Source organism: Isobaculum melis (assembly GCF_900111355.1).
GTDB lineage: Bacteria > Bacillota > Bacilli > Lactobacillales > Carnobacteriaceae > Isobaculum > Isobaculum melis.
On the sequence record NZ_FOHA01000037.1, the window covers coordinates 1 to 4,474 of the forward strand.

Annotated in this window: 2 protein-coding genes; both read right to left on the bottom strand. The window is 36.0% G+C overall.

From position 1 onward, the window contains the following. Positions 1-110: 110 nt before the first annotated feature. Positions 111-3,155 (bottom strand): leucine-rich repeat domain-containing protein, encoded by a 3,045-nt coding sequence (locus BMW29_RS13735; protein ID WP_092654324.1) that lies wholly within the window; start codon positions 3,153-3,155, stop codon positions 111-113. Positions 3,156-3,210: 55 nt separating this feature from the next. Continuing rightward, the coding region (gene lepB / locus BMW29_RS13740; RefSeq protein ID WP_177165799.1) for a signal peptidase I at positions 3,211-4,474 on the bottom strand (1,264 nt) is incomplete at its 5' end.

A 4,474-nucleotide genomic window follows, 5' to 3' on the forward strand; every position in this document is an offset into this window, starting at 1 on the left:
CTCGTGGTGGCATCATGCTGATAATTGACCGCAGCGGATGCCATTGTAATAGGCTGAATCAAACAGAAGATGCCTAATAAAACGGCTAATTTTTTCATCGAATGCCTCCCTTATTCTGAATTGCTTGGTACATCCTGTAAGTCCCATTCAATGGTTCCTGTATAGGTTTCTGCGAATGCTTGTCCTGCTTTGATGTTTAGGAACAAGCCGTTTTGTTCATCCTTCATCCAGGTATCAGAAATAGCAAAAGGATCATCATCTGTATTTTGCTGAGAAAAGAGATTGATGGATGATGTGTTTAGGTAAAATTGGTTGCCGTTTAATCGGTAAAGCAAACTATCTGTTAACACATGGTTGCTTTCTGATGTGAGCTCCTTTGTCATTTTTGCTGAAACAGTCCAAGTGGATTTCATTTTTCTATTGTCTTGTACAGCTAAGGGCTGACCAATAGCTTGTAATGGATATGTTTTCTCATTGGCGCTGATGGCCACATCGGTTCCAAATGAAACAGTTGTGGGAATACTTGTAAAGGTCAGCTTACGCTTGTAAAATTCAATTTCAATTGTGTCATCTGTGATGGCATTGTTACTGTTGTTAGGAAAAAGTCCTGTTCCACCAGCTCTAATTTTTGCATGAATGGTCCCTGTTTTGAGTATCTTTCCATCTTTGACATAGTCTTCAATGTTGATTGGGTTTCCTTGTTTATCTGAGTATTCGTCTAATAAATAGTGATGTGTTGTATGTTGATGCTCTTTTTCTAAATAGCTCATCAAAGTTTCAGATTTTATCAGATTAGACCATTCTTCATACTCATCTATATCAACTTTCACACTTGTAGTAGAATCGTTCATTGTCAATTTACTAAAGACTTTAGCACCGTCGACAATCTTTAGAGTCGGAAATCTTGCTTTTAATTGAGCAACTGTATCTGACGGTAGATAAGTATTTTTAAAGTTGATACCATATACCATAGAATTATTTTTCAGCTTACCGATACTTTCTGGTAAGCTAGTCAATGCAGTCTTTGTTAAATTTAAATTTTTCAATTTAGTTAAATTTCCAATACTTTCTGGCAGTTTAGTTAATTTGGTATTATATATAGTTAAGTCAACTAATTCACTGAGGTTCCCAAGACTTTCAGGTAAACTTATTAGTGAAGTATCGTACAACTCTAACTTTTTGAGCTTGGTTAAATTCCCTATATTCTCTGGCAAACTTTCTAGTCCTTTATTATTTTGCAAGCTCCATTCTAATAATGAAGTTAACTGCATGTAACTATCTGGTACAGTTGTTAACTGATTAGAATAGAGAGAAAGTCTTTGCAAATTACTTAGATTACCTAATTCTGCTGGGACACTCGTTAACTGATTAGAATCAAGAGATAGACTTTGTAAATTACTTAGATTGCCTAACTCTGTTGGTAAAATAGTTAGCTGATTCTTCCCAAGATCAAGAAATAGTAAATTACTTAATTTACCTAATGTAGCTGGAATAGCTATTAGTTGATTATCACTAAGATTTAAATTCGTTAAAGAGCTTAGGTTACCTAGTTCAATTGGTACAATTTCTAGCAAGTTACCCCGCAATGTCAAAATAAGTAAAGTACTTAATTTACCCAATGTAGCTGGGACAGTTGGTATTTTATTCCAATTAAAATCTAGCTTAGTAATAGAATTCAAATTACCTAATGTGGCTGGGATACTGGTCAATTGATTCGAAAAAAGAATTAATTCTTTTAAATTATTTAGATTCCCCAATGTGTCTGGGATACTAGTCAATTGATTCGAAGAAAGAATTAATTCTTTTAAATTATTCAGATTCCCCAATGTAGCTGGGATAGTCGAGATTTTATTATGATAAAAATCCAACTTTGTCAAAGAGCTTAAGTTTCCTAACTCAGCCGGAAGACTGGTCAATTGATTGAGCCTAGCTTCTAAGGTTTGTAATGCACTGAGATTCCCTAGCTCTGATGGAAGAGCTGTCAATTTATTTTGACTCAAATTTAAAATTTTTAATGAAACTAAGTTACCTAATTCAGGTGGTAAACTGGTTAGCCCAGTGCCATTAATATTTAGTGTCTGTAATTTATTTAACTTTCCTATTTCTCCAGGAATACTTGTTAATTGTGTACCCCTAACCTCCAAGTAAGTTAAAGAAACTAGATTTCCTATTGTTTCTGGTAAAATATCTACATTAAAAAGGTTTAAATATGTTAACTCACTTAAACAATCAATATTCTCAGTAATAGTCATTGCTTGACTGCTATGTAAAGATAAAGATTTCAATTTCGTCAAATTGAGCACGGCCTCTGGTATATCAGTGATCTTTAGGTTGGTTAGTTTTAAAGCTGTAAGCTGCGAAAATATATCAATACCTTCTAATGATTCAATGCCTCTAAATGCCTGGTTTTGATCAAGAGTTGTAGTTTTATCAACATCTGCTTGTGTGATAGGATCAGTTACATTTTTCTTTAGTTGATTCGCTATATAGCTAGCAAAAATCGTATCTGGAAAAACAACATTAATCGGCTGCCCAATTCTTGCATCTGTTTTTAAGGCTTTATTCTCTGGTGCTTGTTCTGCATCTTTATGTACTGGTATTTCTTCTGTTGCAGGTACTGGCTGAGACTCACTTAATTCCTCATTATCATTTGAAGGGACAACCTCTGTCTGAGCCTCTTCTGCTTGAGGTTCTTCTGTCACTTGCTCTTCTTCTACTGGTAAAGTAACGGTCAATTCTATTGGTTGTGATTGAACTGCCTTCTCCTGTCGCTGAGAGACCGCTTGGAATGGATACGTGCCTTCTTCCTCTATCTTCATTGTCACCGTCACATAACGATTCTCTGTGGTTGTATCATACCAATCAATCATCAATTGATGGTTTTCTTGATCAAATACTACCGAGCCATGCTCCACTCCTGAGGACTCATAGTCTACATTTGCTGGAAGGGGGAGCAGCACTCGCTTATCTTCTGCATTTGCACTCTTTATCTTAAGATTAAATGATTCATCTATTGAGATTTCTTGCTGCTCACTTTCGATACTTAAGTCAGAAACGACTTCATAGTTAGCCAATAACTCCGTTGCTTTCAATCCGATTACAAACAAGATAATTAGAGCTAAGAGAATACTGATATTTTTGTGCCATTTTTTCAATTGATTACACCTTCTTTTTTTATCATTGGATTTGTTTTTAGATTCTTCTATCGCTTTATTCAAATGTTTTCATTCTCGAAAAAGGCCAAATGACACGCTCAGCTTTCCCTTGAACTGCGCTCTCATCAATAAAGCCAAACTCTCGACTATCTCTTGAATACAAACGATTGTCTCCCATGACAAATAATTTTCCTTTTGGTACGGTTGCGACACCCGTTAGTTCTTTTAAGGTAAAATCCTTCGTTAATTGTTCACCAGGTTTTAAATGCTCTCGCTCACTTGCTAAATACGCCTCTTCTTGAGCTTCTCCATTAATAAACAACGTATCATTTTTCATTTCAATCGTATCTCCTGACAGACCAATGACACGTTTGATATATTTCTTGTTCGCCACATCTGGGGAGTCAAAAGCAATCACTTCATAACGTGAGACCTGTAAATGAAATTTGTTAAGTAAGACATAGTCAGACGAGGTTAAGGTTGGCATCATGGATTCTCCTTCTACAATGGCTGGTGAAAAGAAAAATCTTGTCACAATGATGAGCAGAAGTGCGATACTAAAAAGGGAAATAATGCCATATTTTAGTCCTTTATTCAGTGTTGGTTGCTGGCTGCTAACCCGATTCACTCTGTTAAAAGGAAAAGTCTGCCCAACTGATTTTTGTGTAGATTTTGTCGTTTGTTTCTCATATGGAAAATCAGAGCTCAGAAAGTTGCCTGTTTTCTCATTCACCACAGTTATTGATGGAGCATTTTCTGACTCTTTTTGTAGTGGTTGCTCCTCCAAGAAAGTTTCAATTGTTTGAATGAGTGCTGTTGTTTTTTCTTCTGCTTCGTTTTTTTGATTCGTAACGCCCGCTGTTACATCTTTAAAGTAATCATGGGTGAGTGTTTCAAATACTTTTGCTTCATCAGTAGATTCAATGACACGAATTTCTTGCCCTGTCTGATCATCTACATATTGTTTTTGAAGCATTTTTGTTGCTTCTGTTTCAAAGTTGACAACCACTAAAGACTGAATTTGCTCAGAAGCTGCGGCTAAAACGCCCTTCATCATGTGTTGGTATTCTCGATCCTCTTTGCCATATCCTAAAAAGATAAGCGGATGATGCTTGGCTAATTCAGCTATTTTTGAAAAAATGACTGTTTCATATGCTTGATTTTCTTCATGGTCTGCTGCTGTAAAAACTAAGGATTCCGGTGTTCCAACGGAACCTTGGATTTTGTACAAATGCGCCCCTTCCCCCTCTTCTAATACATCCGTTTCTCTAGTGTAAACACGGTAAGGGCGTTGTTGCTCAGTTAACAATGCTTCAATA